The organism is Thioalkalivibrio thiocyanoxidans ARh2 (assembly GCF_000385215.1).
GTDB classification, from domain to species: Bacteria; Pseudomonadota; Gammaproteobacteria; order Ectothiorhodospirales; family Ectothiorhodospiraceae; genus Thioalkalivibrio; species Thioalkalivibrio thiocyanoxidans.
This window is the reverse complement of the sequence record NZ_ARQK01000061.1, coordinates 22,775-44,397: the sequence shown is the minus strand read 5'-3', so window position 1 is coordinate 44,397 and position 21,623 is coordinate 22,775. Positions and strand designations below refer to the sequence as shown.

The following is a 21,623-nucleotide window of genomic DNA, read 5'->3' as shown; positions in this document are numbered from 1 at the left end:
CCACCGAACCGGGGTCCTAGCGACCGCGGTCGACCACGAAGGCCATGCCCTGGCTCTGGGCGTAGTTATCGTACGCAATGAAGCGCACCATCATGCCCGGGTTGGAGCGGCGGCATTCTTCGATCTCGGACAGCACCGCTTCCACGGACTGCTCGCCGAAGAACGGCAGCTTCCACATGTACCAGTAATGGGACATGGAATTTTCCTTCTCGCTGAACTCGATCGCCGGGTTCCAGCCCTGCGCGAGGCAGTATTCGATCTGCTTGCGCACCTGGTCGGCATTCATCTCCGGCAGGTAGGAGAAGGTCTCGTACTTCTGCGACTGCTTGAAGTTCTGGATATCAGACATGTCGGTAATCCTGTGCTCTGGTTCTTTCTGGGCACGGGCGACGCGCTAGCGCCGCCCGTGCTCGGACGATCACTTGTGCTGGGTATCCAGCTTGTCGACGGTGTCGAACTCGAACTTGATCTCTTTCCACGTTTCCATGGCGATCTTGAGTTCGGGGCTGTGCTGCGCCGCCTGAGTCAGGATCTCCTTGCCTTCGCGCTCGATGTCCCGACCTTCGTTACGCGCCTGGACACAGGCTTCCAGCGCGACGCGGTTGGCCGCCGCACCCGGGGCGTTGCCCCACGGATGGCCCAGCGTACCGCCACCGAACTGCAGCACGGAGTCGTCGCCGAAGATGGAGACCAGGGCCGGCATGTGCCAGACGTGGATACCACCGGAGGCCACGGCGAACACGCCCGGCATGGAACCCCAGTCCTGATCGAAGAAGATGCCGCGCGAGCGGTCTTCCGGGATGAAGGATTCACGCAGCAGGTCGATCCAGCCCAGGGTCGCGGCACGGTCGCCTTCCAGCTTGCCGACCACGGTACCGGTGTGCAGGTGATCCCCACCGGACAGGCGCAGGATCTTCGCCAGCACACGGAAGTGGATACCGTGCTTCGGATGACGGTCGAGCACCGCGTGCATCGCACGGTGGATGTGCAGCAGCACGCCGTTGTCGCGGCACCAGTTGGCCAGACCCGTGTTGGCGCAGAAGCCGCCGGTGATGTAGTCGTGCATGATGATCGGCGCGCCAATTTCCTTGGCGAACTCGGCACGCTTGTACATCTCTTCCGGGGTCGGCGCGGTGACGTTCAGGTAGTGACCCTTGCGCTCGCCCGTTTCGGCTTCGGCCTTTTCGGTCGCTTCCTGCACGAACTCGAAGCGGTCACGCCAGCGCATGAACGGCTGCGAGTTGATGTTCTCGTCGTCCTTGGTGAAGTCGAGGCCGCCACGCAGGCACTCGTACACGGCACGGCCGTAGTTCTTCGCGGACAGACCCAGCTTCGGCTTGATGGTGCAGCCCAGCATCGGACGACCGTACTTGTTCAGGCGGTCACGCTCGACCTGGATACCGGAGGGCGGACCACCGCAGGTCTTCACGTAGGCGATCGGGAAGCGCACGTCTTCCAGACGCAGGGCACGGATGGCCTTGAAGCCGAACACGTTACCAACCAGCGAGGTGAACACGTTCACCATCGAGCCTTCTTCAAACAGGTCGATCGGGTAGGCGATGAACGCGTAGAAGGACTCGTCGTCACCCGGGACGTCCTCGATCATGTACGCCCGACCCTTGTAGTAGTCCATGTCGGTCAGGAGGTCGGTCCACACCGTGGTCCAGGTACCGGTCGAAGACTCGGCGGCCACGGCAGCCGCGGCTTCTTCGCGGTCGATGCCCGGCTGCGGGGTGATCTTGAAACATGCCAGCAGATCGGTATCCAGCGGCATGTATTCCGGCATCCAGTAGGTTTCGCGGTAATCCTTGACGCCCGCGGAGTACTTCTTGGCGGCCATGTGGCTTTCTCCTACGCGTTGGTTAATCGTGACGGTCGCCTAGATTAGGAAGGTGCACTGCTAATAACAAATAAATAATCTAGATACGACCAATAGACGTTCGTTTATAGAAAGACCGCTCCGCAATACTCCGCGCAGCGGCATAGGGGTTCGGTTCGCATCAGCGCTCGGTGCCTGCACGGCGACCGAAGCAGGGAATGCGGTGGCTGATTGTAGTCCATGACCGCAGGCAATGCATGCCTTTTGGTCGGCGCCTGGATCGGGGCCGCTCATCCGGGCACGTGAGGCCTGGACGGCAAGGATCAGGCCTGGGCCGCGTCGGTCTCCTGCGCCCTCAGCGTGTCGGCGTAGTGATCGCGCGCGACGTAGGTATAGATGGCCGGCACCACGAACAGCGTGAAGAGCGTGCCGATCGCCATGCCCGCCGCAATCACCAGCCCCATCGCGAAGCGCGAGCCGGCACCAGCACCGGTGGCCAGCAACAGCGGCACCATCGCCACCACGGTCGCCGTGGTCGTCATCAGGATCGGCCGCAGACGCAGGCTGGCCGCCTCCTCGATCGCATCGCGCAGCGGACGCCCCTGACGCTGCAACTGGTTGGCGAACTCCACGATCAGGATGCCGTGCTTGGCGATCAGGCCGATCAGGGTCAGCAGCCCCACCTGTGTATAGATGTTCAGCGAGGTCACACCCAGGCTGATGAAGATCAGGGCGCCGGCGATCGACATCGGCACCGTGGTCAGAATGATCAAGGGATCACGGAACGACTCGAACTGCGCGGCCAGCACCAGGAAGATCACGACCAGCGCGAAGAAGAACGTGACGACCAGATCCCCACCCTCGGCCTTCAGCTGCCGCGACTCGCCGGCGTAGTCCACGTTCACATCGGGCGGCAGCACCTCGGCGGCAATCCGGTCGATGATGTCCAGCGCCTCCCCGAGCGTGACGCCGGGCCGTGGCACCCCCTGCAGGGTCACCGCGTTCAACTGCTGGAAGCGGTTGAGCTGGCGCGGCGTGACCGTCTCCTCCAGCGTCACGATACTGGACAACGGTATCGGCTCGCCGTCCGCAGTGCGCGTGTACAGCTCTTCCAGCTGCTCCGGCGTCAGGCGGTCGGAACGCTGGACCTGCGGGATCACGCGGTAGCTGCGGTTCTCCATCGCAAACCGTCCGGCGAACCCACCGGAGAGATAGGTCGCCAGGTCGGCATTGAGCGTCGCCATGTCGATGCCAAGCTGCGAGGCACGCTCGCGGTCGATCTTCAGATCGACCCGTGGCTGGTCGAAGTTGAGATCGGTATCCAGAAATATGAAACGGCCCGTGGCCATTGCACGGTCCTTGATCTCCTCGCTCAGTTCGTTCAGCTCCTCGAACGAGCTGGTGGAGCCGAACACCACACTGACCGGTGCACCCTGCCCCGGGGTGGGCAGCTGCGGCGGCTGAATCGCGAACACCTCCAGGGCCGGCAGCCCCTCCAGTGCCGGCTGGAGGTCCTCTTCGAGGATCTTCGCGGTCGAGCGCTCGCGCTGATCCCAGGGCGACATCACAAAGCCACCCAGGGCCTGGTTGGTCGCCCCGGCCATGCCGGGCCCGCCGCCAAAGCCGTTCACGATAAAGATGTTGTCGAGCTCGGGGATGCGGTCGAAGAAGCCGTCGGTCAGCGCGGTGTTGCGCTCCAGATAGTCGATCCCCATGTAGGCATCGCCCTCCATGATCGAGAAGGCGAAACCCTGGTCCTCCTGTGGCTCGAGCTCGGTCTGCGAGGTCACGAACAGGAAGTAGCAGGACACCAGTACGATGGCGCCGAACACGGCAATGGTGAAACGGTCGTTCAGCGCCCCGTGCAGCCGCCGGCGATAGCGCTCGCGCAGGCTGTCGAAGCGCGCGTCCAGCCACGACTCGATGCGCCCGCGTCGCTCCACCGCACCATCGCGCAGGATTTTCGAGCACATCATCGGCGACAGCGTGATCGCAACAATCCCCGAGATCACAACCGTCGCCGCAAGGGTGAACGCGAACTCGATAAATAGCGTACCGGTCAGCCCCCCGATGAAGCCCAGCGGCAGGAAGACCGCCACCAGGGTGGTCGACATCGCGACAATCGGCCAGGCGAGTTCGCGCGCGCCCCGGAGCGCCGCATCCATGCGCGACATGCCCTCCTCGATATGCCGCGAGATGTTCTCCAGCATGATGATCGCGTCATCGACCACAATGCCGATCGCCAGCACCATCGCCAGCAGGGTCAGCAGGTTCAGCGAGAACCCCATCAGCAGCATCAGCATGAAGGTCCCAATCAGGGACAGCGGCACCGCCACCGCCGGGATCAGCACACTGCGCAACGATCCGAGGAACAGATAGATCACCACCAGCACGATCAACAGCGCCAGCGCGATCGTCGTCAGCACCTCGTCGATCGCACTCTCGATGTAATCGGTGGAGTCGTAAACAATCTCGCCCTCCAGCCCCGAGGGCAGGCGCGGCTCGATGCGCTCGTCGAAGATCTCGCGGACCTCGGCGATCACCTCCAGGGCATTGGCATCCGGCGCCAGTTCGATGCCGATGAAAGTCGCCGCCTCGCCATTGAAGCGCACCGAGGTGTCGTAGTTCTCCGAGCCCAGTTCCACCTCGGCGATATCGCCCAGGCGCACCAGGTCGCCATCCTGCTCGAACAGGATCAGTTCCTCGAAGGCCTCCGGGGTCTGCAGGTCGGTATCCGCGGTCAGGTCCAGGCTCACCATCGAGCCCTTGGTCTGCCCCACCGCGGAGAGGACATTGTTGCCCTCCAGCGCCGACCGGACATCGCGTCCGGTCACGCCGTAGGCCGCCATGCGGTCGGCATCCAGCCAGGCACGCATCGCAAAGCTCTGGTCACCGAGGATCTCGGCCCTCTGCACACCGTTCACGGTGGCCAGTTCCGGCTGCACCTCGCGGATCAGGTAGTCGGTGGTCTGGTTGTTGGACAGCCGATCGGAATAGAACGACAGGTACATCGCCGCGACATCGTCACCCACCGACAGGTCCACGACCGGGTCCTCGGCCTCCGAAGGCAGATCGCTGCGAATCTTGTCCACCTGGGCGGAGATCTGCGTCAGCGCCTCGTTCGGGTCATAATCCAGCTCCAGGAACGCCTGCACCGTGCTCATCCCCGGCAGGCTGCTGGATACGATGTAGTCGATCCCCTCCGCCTCGGCGATCTCGCTTTCCATCGGCGTGGTAATGAATCCCTGCACCAGGTCCGCATCCGCGCCGATATAGGCGGTGCTGACCGTGACCACCGCGTTCTGTACTTCGGGGAACTGACGCACGTTCAGGTCGAACACCGCCCGCACCCCGAACAGCAGGATGAACAGGCTGACCACAGTGGCCAGCACGGGCTTCTGGATGAAGATATCGGTGAAGCGCATCGTCGCGGGCCCGCTCAGCGATTGGTCGGCCGCGGATCGCGTTCGGCATCCGGCTGGGCATCCTCCGTGATCTTCACGGGGGTCTCGTTCTGCAGCTTGAGCAGGCCACTGACCGCGATCTCGTCGCCCTCTTCCAGGCCATCCACAACGCGCACAAGGTCACCCCGGCGCTCGCCGATCTCCACCAGGCGCTGTTCCACGCGCTTGTCGCCGTCATCGTCTTCAAAGATCACGAACACCGAATTGCCCCAGGGCGCGAAGCGAATCGCCGTCTGCGGGACCACCAGGCCCTCCTCCGGCTCGCCACGCTGCAGCGTGACCCGGGCGAACTGGCCTGGGCGCAGCCGATGGTCCTCGTTCGGAATCATCGCCTGTACCCTGAACATGCGGGAGGCCGCGCGTACGCGTGGTTCGATCGCAGTGATCTGCCCCTCGAAGGTCTCGCCGTAGGCATCCACGGTCACCTCGACCTCCTGACCCAGTTCGACATTCGCCAGCCGACGCTCGGGCAGCGTGAAATTCACATACAGCGGGTCCAGCGCCTCCAGCACCACGATCGGATCGCCCGGCCCGACGAACTGGCCCTCGTTGACCTGACGAATGCCCAGCTGCCCGTCAAAGGGCGCACGCAGACGCTTCTGGCGAATACGGGCATCCTGTGCCTTGACCGCCGCCTCGGCCTGTTGTGCCTCGGTCGCACGGCGCTGGAACTCCGAGTCGGAGATGTCGTTGCGCTGCACCAGACCCCGCGCACGTTCCAGCTCGCGCGCCGCCAGCTGCGCCTCGGCGCGCAGACTTTCCAGCTCTGCCTCGTCCAGTTCGGTATCGAGCTCGACCAGTGTCTCGCCGGCCTCCGCGAAAGCCCCGTTGGCGAAATGGATGCGATCGACAATGCCCTGCGCCTCGAAGCTCAGGGTGGCCCCCTGCACCGCCTCCAGATCCCCCACCGCACGCAGCTGCGGGGCCCAGCGATCGGTCTCCACCGTTGCCGCGTTGATCGTTGCCGTCGGCTCCGGCATCTCGTCGAAGTACTCCGCGATCTGCTGGTCGACGAAGGCCTTGAAGCCGAAGATGCCGCCCAGGACGACCGCCACGCCCAGCAGCATCAGGAAAAATCGCTTGCTCATCGGGTTTCCTTGGGGAGTGCTGATTCATGTACACGCTCGCGCAGGGCCGCGCGCACCCGCTCCGTCTCGGCACGCACCACCGAGGGTTCGTCCGGATCGATCCGCGGCTCCCAGCGCCAGCCGGTCAGCAGTGCATGGGTGTGGCGGATCAGGTGCTCATACGGGCGGTGGATGTCGTAGGCATCCAGCAGCCCCTGGGCATTCGCAAGCGCCTGCATCCCGGTGTTCAGCGCCCAGGGGCCCAGCCCCATCTCCTCGTCGCCCATCTCCTGCGCGGGCGGCAGGTCCTTGTTGGCCCGCGCCTCGGCCACCACCGCGGTCACGGCCTCGCTGATCGGCTTGGCGGCTTCCAGCAGCTCCTGCCGGCGCACCTCCGATGTGCTCGCCCAGATCACCTCCGTCGTCACGAACTGGGTCAGGCGATAGTAGTCCGGATTCGCCTGCACGAAATCGATATCGGCCAGCACCATCGCCAGCATTCGTGAACGGGTTCCCAGCGCCAGCCCCGGAATGCGCCGGAACAGCTCCGCGCGCTGGCGCGTCGTCCGGGTCGCCACGGCCGCCAGAAGATCTTCCTTGGAGTTGAAATGCTGGTACAGCGTGCCGGTCGCGTACTCGCAGGCGGCCGCCAGACGCGACATCTGCAATGCCAAAAGGCCCTCCGAGCGGATCAGCTCGTGGGCCTTTTCGACAAAAAGTGTCTCGCGCGCCTCGCGCTCGCGCTGCCGGCGGTGCTGGGTTCCCATCCGCGCACCCTAACGAATTGGCGCCAATATTTGAACCGTGTTCAAAGTCACAGAAATAAAGACGGCCGGGGCCCGTGGGCCCCGGCCGTATGCTCCAGGCCGCGTTGTCAGCTGGATTCGCGAACGAGCCGTACGATCGCGTCCGCCACGCTCTTGCTGGATTGCGGGTTCTGCCCGGTCACCAGCTTGCCATCCACCACCACATGGTCGGCCCAGTCCTCGGCGGTTTCGACCTCCCCGCCCAGCTCGGCGAGGCGATCCTGCAGCAGAAAGGGCACCGCGCGATCAAGCTGCACCGCCTTCTCCTCACTGTTGGTGAACGCAGCCACCTTGCGCCCCTTTACTGCCGGGCTGCCGTCCGCAAGCATCGCGCCAACCAGACAGGCCGGTCCGTGACACACCGCCCCCACGACCTTGTCATTTTCCAGAAATTCACCGACCAGGCGCTGAACGTGCGGGTTGTCCGGCAGATCGAACATCGTCCCGTGCCCGCCGGGGAAGAAGATCGCGGCATAGGCATCGTGATGCATACCCTCGTCGAGCTGGATGGTGTCATCCAGCGCCTCCTGCGCCGCCACGGCCGCCACCCCGGGATGGCTTGCCTCCAGGCTCTTCGGGTCCAGGGGAACGGGCCCGCCCTTGGGACTGGCCACCTTGATCTCGAAGCCGGCCTTGCGGAAGCGGTCATAGGGCACCGCGAACTCGTCGAACCACACCCCGGTCGCCTTGCCAGGGGAGATCTCGTCGTGGCTCGTCACCACCATCAATATCGTCTTGCTCATCCCGCGAACTCCTGTGGTCTCCATACAAACCGGTGGACTCGCCACCGTCGGACAGGGTTCCGCGGTCCCGCTTCACATGCGCGTCTCCCTGGAGGTCGTCCACCGACTCGTTGCCCAGGACCTCGCGGCGCCGTCGCCTCCCTGGAGGTCGCGCGAGACCACTGGATCTTGCCTCTCCACAGCCCGCCGCAACGGCGGCATGTACCGCAGACGCTTGACATTCAACCGGTCGCCGGCAGGGTCCACCGTACACGGTCGCGCCGGGCCCCGAACGAAAAAAGGCCCCATGAAGGGGCCTCGGAAAGGTCGCGGGATCGGTGCCCGCCCGCTGGTGGCGGGCGGGCACCAAAGCCCCGGATCGGGATCAGACCTGGGTGTAGCGCAGGTAGGAGCGGATCTCCTCGAAGCCCTGCGGGAACTTCTTCTGCGCGTCCTCGTTGCTGACCGTCGGCGGGATGATCACGCGATCACCCGGGGTCCAGTCGGCCGGCGTGGCGATACCGTGCTGGTCACCGATCTGCAGTGCATCAATCACACGCAGGATCTCGTCGAAGTTACGGCCCACCGACATCGGGTAGGTCATCATCAGCCGGATCTTCTTGTTCGGGTCGATGATGTAGACCGAACGCACCGCGGCGGTCTCGCTCTCGCCCGGGTGGATCATCTCGTAGAGCTCGGAGATCTTCTTGTCGGCGTCGGCAACGATCGGGAACTCCAGCGTGGTGTTCTGGGTGTCGTTGACGTCCTCGATCCACTTGTTGTGCTCGTCGACGGTATCCGTGGACAGGCCCAGCGGCTTCACGTTGCGCTCCGCGAACTGCTGCGCGAGCTGGGCAGTGCGGCCCATCTCGGTGGTGCACACCGGCGTGAAGTCGGCGGGATGGCTGAAGAAGAAGCACCAGGAATCGCCGATCCACTCGTGGAAATCGATCTTGCCCTTGGTGGTGTCAATCTGAAAGTTCGGGGCGGTATCACCCAGTCGAAGTGCCATGATGTACTCCTTTCTCGCTAATCAATGGTTTGCAAGTTTCGGGGCCGTCTCGGCTCCCCGTGGAAACCAAGGTATCGCGACCCCACTGCATTAGCCATTACTAATTCTCTAAGGCCGCGATAGCCGGTACCTAAGACGGTCTGCAACAAGGGCAGACGGCGCCCCGAGCGACCCACCCGTCACTACATGCGGCGAAAGAGCTCGGCCAGGTCGTCACGCATCGGCTGGCGCCCCATCTCCTCGGTGGTGAATTCCGAGCCGTCGAAGGACACGCGCAGCATCACCGCCTCGCCGGCTTCCATGTCGGGCATCAGCGCGACCATCGGGCGCCCGGTCAGGTATTCGGCAACCGCCTCGTCCATCTCCGCCGCGGCCTGTACCTGCTGCTGCATCCAGGTGGAGATATGCAGCATCAACGTGCCGTCCCACTCGGCCTTCGCGAGCTCGCCAAGCAGGGCGTGGGCCAGGGCTACGTTGTCGTCACGGCTGGCGCCGGCGCCAAAGGCGAGATAGGTCACCTCGGCGTCACCAATCGCCGCTACTGCGTCGGCGGCATCCTCGGGCCCTTCCATGCCCGCGATGCTGAACCCGGCCTCCGGGTTGGCGGCCAGCATCCCGGCCCCGAGACCGCCGGTCAGCGCGCCACAGATCGCGGAACGGTTGTTGACCACGGCCAGCGACTCGGCCTCCATCATGCTCGCAATGGCCTGTCCGACATTGCCGCCCGCCATGGCGCGAACGGTCTGCTCCTCGCCAAACGAAAGCGACTCGGCTGCCGCCGTGAGCGGTGCGGCCAGCAGCGCGGCCGAGAGAGACAGTGCAATGGTCGTCTTTTTCATCAGTTCACCTCGTGTTGGTGGTTGGGAATATTCGGTATTTCTGATGCCTGGTGCATCACATCACTATGGTCCGGCCGGCCGGGCGCGGCCCTCCTGGTGTTCGGGAGTTGTTGCTATGCAGCTCCTGGGGCCTTGCAGCACCACGCGCGCTTCATGTTTCTCCGACCGAGGGATACTGCGCAGACGGGGACACTCGCCGCAGGTGGCCCGTCAGAACCCGTACCTGGGGCCGCCGGCTCAGTCGTCTCGATCCAGTTCCCGCAAGCGCCGGTACAGGCTGCGCTCGCTCAGGCCCAGCCGGCGCGCGAGGCTCCGCCGATCACCCTGGTGTACCGCCAGGGCGTGGCGCAGATATTCGCGCTCGATCTCTTCCAGAGGACGCAGTTCCCGCGGATGGACCAACTCCGCGTAACCCTCTCCGGCCGCACCCGCCTCCGCGCGCGCGGCCTGCCGGCGCACCGGCTCTGGCAGGTGCTCCGGCCGAATCGGGCCACCATCCGCCAGCAGGGCCGCGCGTTCCAGGATGTTGCGCAGCTCGCGTACGTTACCGGGAAAGGCATACCCCTCCAGGAGTCGCATGGTGGCGTGGTCCATGGTCGGACGCGGCACCAGCTCGGAGCGATCCAGCATGGCCTCGACCAGCAGCGGGATGTCGCCGCTGCGCTGACGCAGTGGCGGCACCTCGATCGGGAAGGTATTGATCCGGTAGAACAGGTCTTCGCGAAATTGGCCAGTCCGCACCATGGCCTCCAGATCCCGGTGAGTGGCGCAAACCAGTCGAAAATCCGCACTCCGAGACTCGATCCCCCCGACCCGGCGGTAGGCGTGCGTCTCCAGCAGGCGCAACAGCTTCACCTGCTGCCCCAGCGGGATGTCGCCCACTTCATCCAGGAACAGCGTGCCGCCGGCCGCGGCCTCGACCAGGCCGACCTTGGCCGAGGCCGCCCCGGTAAAGGCCCCCTTCTCGTGGCCAAACAACTCGCTCTCGAACAGGGACTCGGTCAGCCCGGAACACTCGACCGCGACAAAGGGCTTGTCACGGCGCGGGCTTTCTTCGTGGATAGCCCGGGCAATCAGCTCCTTGCCGGTACCGGACTCGCCCAGTAGCAGCGCCGAGGCATTGCTCGGTGCCACACGACTGATCATGCCCAGCATGGTATTGAACGCCCGCGAACGCCCGACCAGCCCGGTGGCCCCGTCCTGCGGGCTGGACACTGGCAGATGGTGGAGTCGCTCGACGAAATATCGGACCTCGCCCCCCGGTCCCAGGATCGGCGTCAGCTCCACGTCCACGTGCTCGCGCCCCTGCGCCGTGTGATGAACATGCAGGACACGCTCCCGGCGTCGGCTGGCGAGTGCCGCTTGCAACGGGCAGGCCTCGCCGGCCTCGTCGCACGGCCGCTGATAGCCGTGGGACGCCTCATGGCAGGCGCGGGAGGAACCATCGGCGTCCGTGCCATAGACCTCCTGATAGGCCGTATTGGCCGCCAGGATCCGGTAATCGGGCGACAGCAGGATCGAGGGCTCGCGAAAGGCCTCCAGTACCTGTCGAATCGCCGAGAGCTCCGTCTCGTCGCCACATGGAATCGCCAGTCGCCTGATCGTCACGTCTTCTCGCATGGGCCAGATATCCAGGGGAGGCGCCGCTGCGGTGGTCCTCCGATGACTCTGCCCAATAGACACGCTCAACCGAGGTACGTTCAGTGGCATCACGGCCGGTCTCTCCGGATCCCGCCTAGTGGTACCCGGTCTCGGGCGTCACCTTTCCGCGGAAGACCCAGTACGTCCAGGCGGTGTACCCGAGGATGATCGGGATCACGAACAGCGCACCAACCAGGATAAACAGCTGCGCATCGGGCGACGACGCCGCGTCCCAGAAGGTGTAGTCCGGCGGCACCACGTAGGGCCACTTGCTGACCAGCAACCCCAGATAGGTCGTGATGAACAGCGCGATGGTCGCCACGAACGGGATCCCCTCGTCACGCCGGCGTACCGCGCGGATCAGTATCCAGGCGGAGAACAGTGCCAGCGCCGGAAGCACCCACAGGTACTGCCAGGTACCCATCCAGCGTTCCATCACCTTCGGGTCGATCAACGGCGTAATCAGGCTCACCGCCGCGAACACCAGCAGGACCAGGGCCAGCAGACCGGGCACCACGCGGTAGGCAAAGGCCTGGGTCTCGCCATCGGTCTTGACGATCAGCCAGGTCGCGCCCAGCAGCGCATAGCCCGCCAGCAGCCCGATGCCGGTCAGCACGGTAAACGGCGTCAGCCAGTCCAGCGGTCCGCCGGCGAAGCTCAATCCCTCCATCTCGAAGCCCTGAATATAGGCTCCCACGACGGCCCCCTGGGCAAACGCGGCTACCGCGGATCCCACGGCAAAGGCCACGTTCCACAGGCCCTTCGACTTGTTGGCCTTGAAGCGGAACTCGAAGGCCACCCCGCGGAAGATCAGGCCGGCCAGCATCAGAAAGACACCAATATAGAGCGCCGGCAGGAACACCGAGTACACCAGCGGGAAGGCCGCCAGCAGCCCCGCCCCGCCGAGGATCAACCAGGTCTCGTTGCCATCCCATACCGGGGCAACCGAGTTCATCATCACATCGCGCGAGGTCTCGCCCGGGGCGAACGGGAACAGGATCCCGACCCCCAGATCGAACCCGTCCATCAGCACGTAGGCGATGATGCCGACGGCGATAATCACCACCCAGATCAGCGTGATATCAAGCGTGGTTTCCATGGATCAGCTCCTTGTACCGCCGGTGGCGGCATCGTCGATCGAGGTATCGGCCGCCGACAGGGGCCGCTTCGCGTGGGCCGGGGCGTGCCGGACCTCGGCGGTCTCCGGTCCCTTTTGCACGATACGGATCAGGTAATAGACGCCCGCGGTGAATACGGCCGCGTAAACCAGCACGTAGCCGATCAGCGTGAACAGGGCCATGCCACCGGTCAGCGCCGGGGTGACGCCCTCGGCGTGGGTCATCACGCCGTAGACCAGCCAGGGTGCACGACCGGTCTCGGTCACGAACCAGCCGGCCAGCACCGCGACGAACGGTGCCGGAATCATCCACGTCAGCCCCTTCAGGAAGCGCCGAGAGCCGTACATCCGGCGCCGGAAGCGCAGCCAGGCCCCGGCCAGGGCAAAGACAATCATCACCAGGCCGATCGCGATCATGATGCGGAACGACCAGAAGACGATCCCGACCGGCGGGCGCTCCTCGGCGGGCACCTCCAGCAGGCCGGGAACCTCACCGTCCATCTCGTGGGTCAGGATCAGGCTGGCCATCTTCGGGATGCCGATCTCGAAGTGGTTGGTCTCGTTGGCCGCGTCGGGGATCGCGAACAGCAGCAACGGCGCCCCGCGTTCGGTCTCCCAGACGCCCTCCATCGCCGCGACCTTGGTCGGCTGATGCTCGAAGCTGTTCAGGCCATGGATGTCGCCCACCACCAGCTGGGCCGGCGCCGCCAGCAGCAGCACCCACATCGTGGTACCCAGCGCCTTGCGATTGACCAGCACATCGCGCTCGCGCAGCAGGTACCAGGCCGAGACGCCGGCGACCACGAAGCCCGCGGTCAGCAGCGAGGCCAGGCCCATATGGAAGAATCGAGGCCAGAAGCTCGGGTTGAAGATCGCCTCGATCCACGAGCTCACATGGAAGACACCGTCCTGCAATTCGAAGCCCACCGGCGTCTGCATCCAGCTGTTCGCGACCAGGATCCAGAACGACGAGATGAAGGTACCCAGCGCCACCATCAGCGCCGAGAACAGATGCACACCCTGCGGTACCCGGTCACGGCCGAACAGCAGCACGCCGAGGAAGGCCGCCTCGAGGAAGAAGGCCGTCAATACCTCATAGGAAAGGACCGGGCCGAGGAAGTTGGCGGTCGCATAGGAGAATGCGCTCCAGTTGGTCCCGAACTGGAACGACATCACCAGGCCGGAGACCACCCCCATCCCGAATACGACCGCGAAGATCTTGATCCAGAACTTCGAGATCTGTGTGTAGAGCGCCTCGCCGGTCTGCCAGGCGCGGAATTCGAGGAAGGCGATAAACGAAGCCAGCCCGATCGTGAAGACCGGAAAGATGGCGTGAAATGAAACCACGAATGCAAACTGGATTCGCGATAGCAGTACCGGGTCGAGCTCCATGACTATCCTCCACTGTGAGGGGTGCGCCGGACCGGGCGCATCACCAGCCACCTAACAAGTACCGTGCCAGTCAGCCCGAACCCCGCTCGACATGCGCCCTGCAGCGCCCGGCGACATGAGGAGCCACGCATCCCGGATGCCCGGCGGGGTCTCACAGCTGCCATTTCCGGCAGCCCGACACCAGCGCCCGCCAGATTTGGCAGTCCGCAATGGCATCCTTCACCGCAACAGGCACGCCCACGCGGCTTTCGCGGCTTGGCATGCAACTTGTAAGACCTTTGCAACCGAGGCAAGGCAGGCATCTTCCTGCCGACCAAGACTGCACCGCCGGACCGCGGTGCCGGACCATGGAGATTCAGCATGTCCCAGCGCGAAAACCGGAACGAGCATCCCCACCCGAATCGCACGAGCGAGGCGGTCGCCGATGCCCTTGAACGCAGCGGCCTGTCGCGGCGCGACTTCCTGAAGATCGCCGGGGCCGCGGGCCTGGCATCGGCCACCGGCATGCAGGCTGCGCCGGTGCGCGCGGCAGTTTCCACCCGTGCTCGTATCGTCGTGCTGGGCGGCGGCGCCGCCGGCCTCACCATGGCCGCCCGCCTGCGCAGCCTGCTCGACGGGGCACGCATCACGGTGGTCGAACCAAGCGAGATCCATCACTACCAGCCCGGCTGGACCCTGGTCGCCTCCGGCGTCTATTCGATCGGCGAGGTTCAGCGGCGCACCGAACGGTATATCCCGCGCGGGGTCGACTGGGTTCGCTCCGGCGTGGCCGCCATCGACCCCGATTCGCAGCAGGTCGAGACGGTCGATGGCGAACGCCTGGACTACGACTTCCTTGTGGTCGCCACCGGTCTGCACCTGGACTACGAGGCGATCGACGGCCTGCGCCGCGAGGACATCGGCCGGACCGGCCTGACCAGCATCTATGCCAGCGCCGAGGCCGCGCGGGATGCCTACGAGCAGATTCAGGCGTTCGGCGAGAACGGCGGCGTGGCACGTTTCACCATCCCCGGGACCCCCATCAAGTGTGCCGGCGCGCCGATCAAGGCCGCGTTGATCGCCAACAGCCTGCTGGAGCGAGCCGGCCAGCGCGGCGGGACCGAGTTCCACTATCACACCGGGGCCGACAGGTTGTTCAGCGTGGAACGCTTCGACACGATGGTGCGTGACCTCTACTCCGAGCACGACATCGCCGTGAACCAGGATGGATTCCTGACCGCGGTCGATGTTGACGCCCGCCAAGCCACCTTCCGCGGGACGAACGGCAACGAGGAGACGGTCGACTACGACTATCTGCATGTCACGCCACCGATGCGGGCCCACGGCTTCGTGCGCGAGGCCGGCCTGGCCGTGGAGGATGGCGCGCTGGCCGATGGCGGCTGGCTGGCGGTCGACGACCGCACGCTCCAGCACGCGCGCTATCCGAACGTCTTCGGCGCCGGTGACGTGGTCGCCACCGCCATCGGCAAGACCGCATCGACCGTGCGCTCCCACGGCGCGGTGATGCCGGACAACCTGGTGGATGTGCTGCAGGATCGCGAGCCGTCGCGCGAGTTCGACGGCTACACCTCCTGCCCGCTGATCACCGAAGTGGGCAAGGCCGCCCTGGTGGAATTCGACTACACCCTGGAGGAGGTCCCCACCTTCGGCTTCATCGACCAGGGAGAACCCAGCTGGATGTGGTGGCGCCTGAAGGTGCACATGATCAAGCCGCTGTACTTCAACATGCTGCGCGGGCGCTACCTGCGCTAGGGGGACGCTGACCCATGTCGACAGTCGCGCTCTCGCCGCGCCGGTTGTACCGTGCCCGAACCCCATTCGTCCGCGCACGATGAAGCCGACTGCCAGGGAGTGGCTGCGCCAGCGCGCTCACCCCCATCGACACTGGCTTTGGCTATCCGCGGCGGGTTCCCTGATCGCCGCGGGTGCCACGATCGGAGTGGCCGGCATCATCGCCCTGGCCGTTCACCGGGCGCTGTTCGAACCCGATCGCCTGGACTGGACGGCGGTACTGCTGGGCGGGCTTGGGCTGATCGGGCTGCGTTACGCCGCCCAGGCCCTGCGCGACCTGGCCGGCCAGCGCCTGGCCCACGATGTCAAGGGCCGCCTGCGCAGAGAGCTGTTGCGTCGAGCGCGTGAAACAGGTCCGGCGCGGCTCGCGACGCAGGCCACCACCGGCGAGTGGATCGAACGCTTTCAGGCGCGCGGCGAGGATCTGACTGGCTATTACGCGCGCTACCTGCCTGCCATGCAGGCGGTGATCCTGATCCCGCTGGCCATTCTGATCACCGTGTTCTGGCTCGACTGGCTGGCTGGACTACTGCTCCTGTTCGCCGCCCCGCTGATCCCGGCCTTCATGGCGATCGTCGGCATGGGGGCGGAGCAGATCCATCGCCAGCAACAGGAGGAGGAAGACCGCCTCGCCGGCCATTTCCTCGACCGCATCCGCGCCCTCGACTGGCTGCGCCGGGCGCGCGTACTCGACGCGACCGAGGCAGAGGTCGTGGAACGCAGCCACCAGCAGCGCCGGCTGACCATGCGCACCCTGCGCGTGGCCTTCCTCTCCTCGGCGGTCATGGAGTTCTTCAGCGCCGTGGCCATCGGCATGGTCGCAATCTATGTCGGCTTCGCCCTGTTCGGGGCCCTGGACTACGGCCCGGCGGTGGACCTGACCCTGTTCACCGGGCTGTTCGTCCTGCTGCTGGCCCCGGAATATTTCCTGCCGCTGCGCGAGTTCGCGCAGAGCTATCACGACCGGGCCGGCGCCCTCGCCGCCGCCGAGGCCCTGGCCCCGCTGGCGGAGCCCGTCAGCACGGCCGCGCCGGACGATGCCCGGCCGCAGGCCGCCCCTTCCGAAGACCTGCTCGTCCTGGAGGAGGTCAGCGTGCACTATCCCGGCCAGACGGAACCGGCGCTGGCCAGGACCACGCTGGCCATCCAGCCGGGCGAATCCATCGCGATCACCGGGCCCAGCGGCGCCGGCAAGTCCACACTGCTCGCCCTCTGCGCCGGCTTCCTCGTGCCGGATGGGGGTCGGGTGCACCGCCATGCAGACGCGCAGCACTTTGTCTGGATCGGCCAGGACGCTCACCTGTTCCACGGGACCCTGCGCGAGAACCTGCAACTGGCGCGTGGCGACACCATCCCCGACGCCGAGATGGCCAACGCCCTGGGCCAGGCCGGGTTGCCCCTGCAGGCCGCAGAACTCCCCGACGGGCTGGATACGGCCATCGGCGAGCAGCGCCGCGGCCTCTCCGGCGGGCAGGCCCAGCGCGTCGCCATTGCCCGCGGCCTGCTGTCCGCGCATCGGCTATGGCTGCTGGACGAGCCGACCAGTGCGCTCGACCACGAGACCGAACACGCGCTGCTGGACACCCTGTTCGAGCTCGCCCACCGACATCGGCTCACGCTGGTTGTGGCCAGTCACGAGGCAGCGGTCCGGCGCCGATGCCAGCGCATCCTCGCCCTCGGAGACGCGCGCGATGCATAAGGACTGGCGCTGCGATCTGCACTTCGTGCGCACGGTGTTTCGCCAGCGCCGGTTCTGGTACTGGGGCGCCTGGGCGCTCCTGGCCCTGACCTGGATCGCCGGTATCGTGCTGCTCGCCCTGTCGGGCTGGTTCATCACCGCTACCGCCCTGGCCGGGGCCGGCGTCCTGGCCACCCTGGACCTGTACGTCCCCTCGGGCGGCATTCGCACCGCGGCGATCAGCCGCACGCTGGCGCGCTATTCCGAACGCGTGGTCAGTCACGAGGCGGTGCTGCGCAGCCTGGCCGACCTGCGCAGCCGGACCTTTGCTGGTCTCGCCGCGCGCCCCGCACACTGGATCCGCACCTACCGCAGCGGTGACCTGCAGACCCGCCTGACCGGGGATATCGATACCCTGGATGCGATGCCGCTGCGGGTGGTGGGCCCGATCGTCGCCGCCGTGCTGAGCCTGCTGATCACCCTGACCCTGGCGCTCTGGCTGGCCCCGTGGCCGGCAGCCGCGCTGCTGGTGGCAGCCGGCGGCCTCACCCTTCTGGTCTCGCTGCTGCTCGCATGGCTCGGGCAACGCCACAGTCGCGAACTGGTACAAGCCCGGGCCAATGAGCGGATCGCCCTGTCCGACTACATCGGCGGGCTGGCGGAGCTGATCGCCTTCCAGCGCGCCGCCGAGACCGAACAGGCCCTGCGCGCCCGGCATGCCGACCATGCCCGCCGCCTGACCCGTCAGGAGTCGGTAGGCGCCCTGGCGGACCCGGTCGTGCAGGCAGCAGTAGCCGTGTCCTCGCTGCTGATGCTGCTGCTCGCCCTGCACTGGTATATGCAGGGCCTCATCTCCGGTCCGGTGGCGGTCCTGCTACCGCTGATGACGCTTGGGCTGGGCGAGGTACTGGGCAGCCTCCCCGGTGCCTGGTGGCGCACCGGCGAAAGCCTGGAGGCGGCCCAACGCGTGCGTCACATTGTCGAGGCGTCCCCAGATCGTCAGGGCAAAGCGGGGTACCCCGCCCCAGACGGTTCCCCGCGGCTTTCGACGCAGGGCCTGGTTATCGGTTTCGAATCCCACCGCCCCTTGTCCGCTCCGCTGGATCTCGCCCTCGAGCCCGGTATGCCGCTGGTCGTCACCGCCCCCAGCGGACGCGGCAAGAGCACGCTGCTGGACACACTGGCCGGCGAGCAACCAACGCTAGCCGGCTCGGTCCTGCTCGATGCCACCGCGATCGAGCGCATCGATCCCGACCAGCGCTATGCCCGTATCAGCTATCTGCCGCAGTCCGTCCACCTGCCGGACGCCCGCATCCGCGACATCCTGGCGCCCGAAAGGGGCTCGCACCCCGACGAGGCCCTGTGGGACGCCCTGCACCGGGTCGACCTGGCCAGCCGGGTGGCCTCCAGCAGCGAGGGCCTGGATACACGCATCGGGGAAGGCGGGCGCCGTCTCTCCGGCGGCCAGCGCCAGCGCCTGGCCCTCGCCGCGCTGACGCTGCAGGATCGTCCGATCGTGCTGCTCGACGAACCCTTCTCCGGCCTCGACCTCTCTACGCAGCGCCGCGTGCTGGAGTCTCTGCAGCCATGGCTGGAGCAACGCCAGTGCGTGCTCGTCACCCACGCCCCGGAGATGCTGCCGGTCCACTGGCAGCGTCGGTCACTGCCCCGAGCAGGTACCGATTCCAGGAGTGCTGCCAAAGGAGGCGAGTCTCCTTGACGGTCCGGGTTACCCGTGCCACTCATCCGGCATGGCACGACGACAGTCATCGCAACAGGCTGGCGGCCCTGCTACCGACTGCCTCCTGCGTACGGCCCGAGATAATGACCGCCGCCCGTGCGGCCGTGCGGGCCGGGCTCAACGCCCCCCTTGCGCCACGGCGGCCCATCCGCGGAGTGCCTCCACATCCACGCAGGGGCCCGGCAAGTCCGGCCCTCGGAGCACCGTTGCCGGATGCTGCGGCTCACCGAAACCGTCCAGGACAACCAGCGCCCCGCTGAAGTCCTGCTCCCGCGTGTAGTCGTTGGTCGTGACCACCACGGTCAGACCCGCGCCCCGGGCCGCGCGCACGCCGTTGTCCGAGTCCTCGAGGGCCAGACAGGCCTCCGGTGGCAGATCCATTGCCTCCAGGGCGTGCCGGAAGATGTCTGGTGCGGGCTTTTTCTCCGGGACGACATCACCGGCCGAGATCACCTCGAAGCGGTACGGCCCCTCTTCCCCCAGCGTGGCCTCCAGCAACGCGGTGACATTCTCCGGCGTCGTCGTGGTGGCAATCGCCAGTCGCAGACCGGCGGCCGCTGCCTCGTCCAGCAGGCGTTCAACCCCCGGCCGCAGGGGGATCGCGCCCGTCTCCAGAAGCGCCACGTAATGCCGGGTCTTGGCCGCATGCAGCTCGCGGATGCGCTGATCGATGCCGGGTTCGGCCAGGCGTTCGGGGTGATCCTCCGCAAGGTACTGGCGGATGCGCTCCTTGCCTCCCGTCACGCGTAGCAACTGGCCGTAGCGTTCCACGCTCCATTCCCAGTCCAGGCCGGCCTCGGCAAATGCCTGGTTGAAGGCTACGCGGTGACCATCACGCTCGGTATCGGCCAGTGTGCCGTCGACATCGAAGATCAAGGCCTTCAGTTCCTGCATCCGAACTCCTTTGATATGTGTCTGATAAAGAGGGATTCGCCCCCGGGCCCGTACAAAAACCCTGGCACGGGACTTGCCCGGGCGCACTGTCTCTGGTACTAAGTGCGCCTTATTTTTCCAGCCGGAGAGAATGCCCGCATGGCTGCTGACAAGAATCAGGACCACCCCTCCACCAAGCACATGGTTGCCGGAGGCATCGCGCCCTACGAGCCGAAACCGGACGAAGAGTACATGAATCCGGATCAGCTCGATCATTTCCGCAGCCTGCTGCGGGCATGGCGCCAGGAGCTGGCCGAAGAGGTCGACCGTACCGTGGGCCACATGCGTCAGGACGCCGCGAACTTCGCGGACCCGGCCGACCGCGCGACCCAGGAAGAGGAGTTTGGCCTGGAGCTGCGTGCCCGCGATCGCGAGCGCAAGCTGTCGAAGAAGATCGACGAGGCCCTGCGCAAAATCGACACCGGGGACTACGGCTACTGCGAGACCTGTGGCGTCGAGATCGGCATCCGCCGCCTCGAGGCACGCCCGACCGCCACGATGTGCATCGACTGCAAGCAGCTGGCCGAGATCAAGGAAAAGCAGATGGCCTAACAGGTCATCCGGCGGCAGGATGGCTGTGCCATGACCACCGCCAGCCCCCGGCAGGGTGCCCCCTACGTGGGGCGCTTTGCCCCCACTCCCTCCGGCCCGCTGCATGCGGGTTCCCTGCTCGCCGCCGTCATCTCCTGGCTGGATGCCCGCAGCCACCGTGGCCGCTGGCACCTGCGTATCGACGACGTCGACACTCCGCGCGTCCAGACCGGCGCGGAGTCCGCGATCCTTTCGGCACTCGAAGCCTTCGCCCTGGACTGGGACGGCCCGGTCACCCGCCAGAGCAATCGCACCCCGACCTACCAGGCCGCGCTCGAGCACTTACTGGAGCGGGACTTGGCATTTGGCTGCGCCTGCTCGCGGCGTGACCTTGCCCACCACGGCAAGCCGGGCTGGGAAGGCCCGATCTACCCCGGCACCTGCCGTCATGGCCCGCCCGCCGGGCGTCCACCGCGCGCCATTCGCGCCCGTGCCTTGCAGTCGCACTGGCTCGTGGAGGACCGCTTCCTGGGCCCCGTCGCCTTCGACCTGGAGGCCCTGGGCAGCGACTTCGTGATCCGCCGCGCGGATGGGCTGTTTGCCTACCAGCTGGCCACCGTCGTGGATGATCTCGAGCTGGGCGTAACCGACGTCGTGCGCGGGGTCGACCTCCTCGGGTCGACCCCGCGTCAGATGCAGCTCTACCGCTCCCTGGACGCCCCCCTGCCGCGCTACGCGCACCACCCCGTGCTGGTCGCCGGACGCGGCCACAAACTTTCGAAGGCAACGGGCGCCAAGGAGCTGCGCGAGGACAACGCCCGTGCCCAGGTCGCCTCCGTTCTGGACTGCATCGGACTGTCGCCCAGCGATCGTGACCGTCCCGACCGCCCGGCCACACAACTGGCCGAGGCCCTGGATCAGCTGACCGGACACCCTATGGCTGCGCGCCTGCCACTTGCCACGGAAGTGCCCGCCCGCGATCACGCAGGGTAGACTGCCGCCATGCTGCCCGCCCCTATTACAGCAACCGCGCCACCCCATGTGACCCGTGGCGCGCGGCTTCACACCCC

The 21,623-nt window shown here is 66.2% G+C and carries 17 protein-coding genes; 5 read left to right on the top strand and 12 right to left on the bottom strand.

Features of this window, described 5'->3' with window-relative positions:
- Nucleotides 1-16: 16 nt before the first annotated feature.
- The 11 genes from G372_RS0112685 to G372_RS0112635 form a co-directional block, all read right to left on the bottom strand.
- Complete coding sequence (locus tag G372_RS0112685) at nucleotides 17-349, bottom strand: ribulose bisphosphate carboxylase small subunit (RefSeq protein ID WP_018864196.1); 333 nt, start codon at nucleotides 347-349, stop codon at nucleotides 17-19.
- A gap of 69 nt (nucleotides 350-418) precedes the next feature.
- Entirely contained in the window at nucleotides 419-1,840 is a 1,422-nt protein-coding gene (locus tag G372_RS0112680) for a form I ribulose bisphosphate carboxylase large subunit (RefSeq protein WP_018864197.1), read from the bottom strand.
- A gap of 302 nt (nucleotides 1,841-2,142) precedes the next feature.
- Complete coding sequence (locus tag G372_RS0112675) at nucleotides 2,143-5,244, bottom strand: efflux RND transporter permease subunit (protein WP_018864198.1); 3,102 nt, start codon at nucleotides 5,242-5,244, stop codon at nucleotides 2,143-2,145.
- Nucleotides 5,245-5,258: 14 nt separating this feature from the next.
- Entirely contained in the window at nucleotides 5,259-6,371 is a 1,113-nt protein-coding gene (locus tag G372_RS0112670; RefSeq protein ID WP_019623512.1) for an efflux RND transporter periplasmic adaptor subunit, read from the bottom strand.
- Nucleotides 6,368-7,117, bottom strand: coding sequence for a TetR/AcrR family transcriptional regulator (locus G372_RS0112665; protein ID WP_018864200.1), 750 nt, complete (start codon nucleotides 7,115-7,117; stop codon nucleotides 6,368-6,370). The genes G372_RS0112670 and G372_RS0112665 overlap by 4 nt, the downstream gene beginning before the upstream one ends.
- Nucleotides 7,118-7,224: 107 nt before the next feature.
- The gene (locus G372_RS0112660) at nucleotides 7,225-7,899 is read right to left on the bottom strand and encodes a type 1 glutamine amidotransferase domain-containing protein (RefSeq protein WP_018864201.1); all 675 of its coding nucleotides are present in this window, start codon (nucleotides 7,897-7,899) and stop codon (nucleotides 7,225-7,227) included.
- 364 nt (nucleotides 7,900-8,263) lie between these two features.
- Nucleotides 8,264-8,890, bottom strand: a complete 627-nt coding sequence (locus G372_RS0112655) for a peroxiredoxin (protein WP_018864202.1) — start codon at nucleotides 8,888-8,890, stop codon at nucleotides 8,264-8,266.
- Between the two features lie 182 nt (nucleotides 8,891-9,072).
- Entirely contained in the window at nucleotides 9,073-9,729 is a 657-nt protein-coding gene (locus G372_RS0112650; protein ID WP_019623513.1) for a hypothetical protein, read from the bottom strand.
- Between the two features lie 237 nt (nucleotides 9,730-9,966).
- Nucleotides 9,967-11,349, bottom strand: coding sequence for a sigma-54 interaction domain-containing protein (locus G372_RS0112645; RefSeq protein WP_019623514.1), 1,383 nt, complete (start codon nucleotides 11,347-11,349; stop codon nucleotides 9,967-9,969).
- A gap of 115 nt (nucleotides 11,350-11,464) precedes the next feature.
- Nucleotides 11,465-12,469, bottom strand: coding sequence for a cytochrome d ubiquinol oxidase subunit II (cydB, locus tag G372_RS0112640; protein ID WP_018864205.1), 1,005 nt, complete (start codon nucleotides 12,467-12,469; stop codon nucleotides 11,465-11,467).
- A 3-nt stretch (nucleotides 12,470-12,472) separates the two neighbouring features.
- Entirely contained in the window at nucleotides 12,473-13,879 is a 1,407-nt protein-coding gene (locus G372_RS0112635) for a cytochrome ubiquinol oxidase subunit I (RefSeq protein ID WP_019623515.1), read from the bottom strand.
- Between the two features lie 360 nt (nucleotides 13,880-14,239).
- On the opposite strand from G372_RS0112635, the gene G372_RS0112630 reads away from it, so the two are divergent.
- The 3 genes from G372_RS0112630 to cydC all read left to right on the top strand — a co-directional run bounded on the left by G372_RS0112630 (nucleotide 14,240) and on the right by cydC (nucleotide 19,068).
- Nucleotides 14,240-15,631, top strand: coding sequence for an NAD(P)/FAD-dependent oxidoreductase (locus G372_RS0112630; protein ID WP_019623516.1), 1,392 nt, complete (start codon nucleotides 14,240-14,242; stop codon nucleotides 15,629-15,631).
- 79 nt (nucleotides 15,632-15,710) lie between these two features.
- On the top strand, nucleotides 15,711-17,369 hold the full coding sequence (gene cydD / locus G372_RS0112625; protein WP_026340309.1) for a thiol reductant ABC exporter subunit CydD: 1,659 nt from the start codon (nucleotides 15,711-15,713) through the stop codon (nucleotides 17,367-17,369).
- Entirely contained in the window at nucleotides 17,362-19,068 is a 1,707-nt protein-coding gene (gene cydC / locus G372_RS0112620) for a thiol reductant ABC exporter subunit CydC (RefSeq protein WP_019623518.1), read from the top strand. Before cydD ends, cydC begins: the two co-directional genes overlap by 8 nt.
- 138 nt (nucleotides 19,069-19,206) lie before the next feature.
- On the opposite strand, the gene G372_RS0112615 is transcribed toward cydC, so the two are convergent.
- Nucleotides 19,207-19,983, bottom strand: coding sequence for an HAD family hydrolase (locus G372_RS0112615; protein ID WP_019623519.1), 777 nt, complete (start codon nucleotides 19,981-19,983; stop codon nucleotides 19,207-19,209).
- 138 nt (nucleotides 19,984-20,121) lie between these two features.
- On the opposite strand from G372_RS0112615, the gene dksA reads away from it, so the two are divergent.
- Together dksA and gluQRS are read left to right on the top strand one after the other, a co-directional pair.
- Nucleotides 20,122-20,574: an RNA polymerase-binding protein DksA gene (gene dksA / locus G372_RS0112610; RefSeq protein WP_018864211.1), complete on the top strand. Its 453-nt coding sequence runs from the start codon at nucleotides 20,122-20,124 to the stop codon at nucleotides 20,572-20,574.
- A gap of 30 nt (nucleotides 20,575-20,604) precedes the next feature.
- Nucleotides 20,605-21,546, top strand: coding sequence for a tRNA glutamyl-Q(34) synthetase GluQRS (gene gluQRS / locus G372_RS0112605; protein WP_019623520.1), 942 nt, complete (start codon nucleotides 20,605-20,607; stop codon nucleotides 21,544-21,546).
- The last annotated feature ends 77 nt before the right edge of the window (nucleotides 21,547-21,623 follow it).